The 598-nt window shown below is 60.0% G+C and carries 1 protein-coding gene; it reads right to left on the bottom strand.

The genetic code is table 11. The annotated features are described in order from the left end of the window. Nucleotides 1-101 precede the first annotated feature (101 nt). Nucleotides 102-521, bottom strand: coding sequence for a GlcG/HbpS family heme-binding protein (locus tag ACR0IO_RS23230; RefSeq protein WP_340242257.1), 420 nt, complete (start codon nucleotides 519-521; stop codon nucleotides 102-104). Between the last annotated feature and the right edge of the window lie 77 nt (nucleotides 522-598).

Below are 598 nucleotides of genomic sequence, written 5' to 3'. Positions count from 1 at the left end.
GAAAATTCAATCACCTTGCACAACTGCCCGACCATATCCGATCTCGGCCTCAAAGGGCGAGCGTGAGGAAATCAGGCGCCGCCCTGATGGGGCATCCGCGCTCATGGTTCTGCGTCAAGCCCTGCTGCGGCAATACCCGCCACAGCCGCATCGCTGTCATTATCGGATGTGTCACCCGTGACCCCAACTGCGCCGATCACAACGCCATCCCGCTTGACCAGAACACCACCGGGCACAGGCACGACACGGCCCCCAAAGGCCCCGTTGACCGCATTGACGAAATAGGCCTGCGCCTCGGCCCGCGCCATTTGCGCCTTGCCGCCCATGCCCAACATCACCGCGCCATAGGCCTTGGCGCGCGCAATCTCAAACCGACCTGGGCTTGCGCCATCCTCGCGCTCAAAGGCTTGAATATTGCCGCCTGCATCGAGAACAACGACCGAAAGGGGCTTTAGCCCCATCTCGCCGCCTTTGGCGCGGGTTGCAGAAATGATTGTGCGTGCCTGATCGAGTGTGATCATCTTGGTCTTGTCCCTCTTGTCTTGATCTTGGGGCCATAGCCCCCGCCTCTTCACATAGCACGTTCAAACAAAGAGGA

This window comes from Ruegeria sp. CE12 (genome assembly GCF_056537525.1).
Note: the sequence above shows the minus strand (reverse complement) of the source record. Positions and strands in the feature narration are given on the sequence as shown.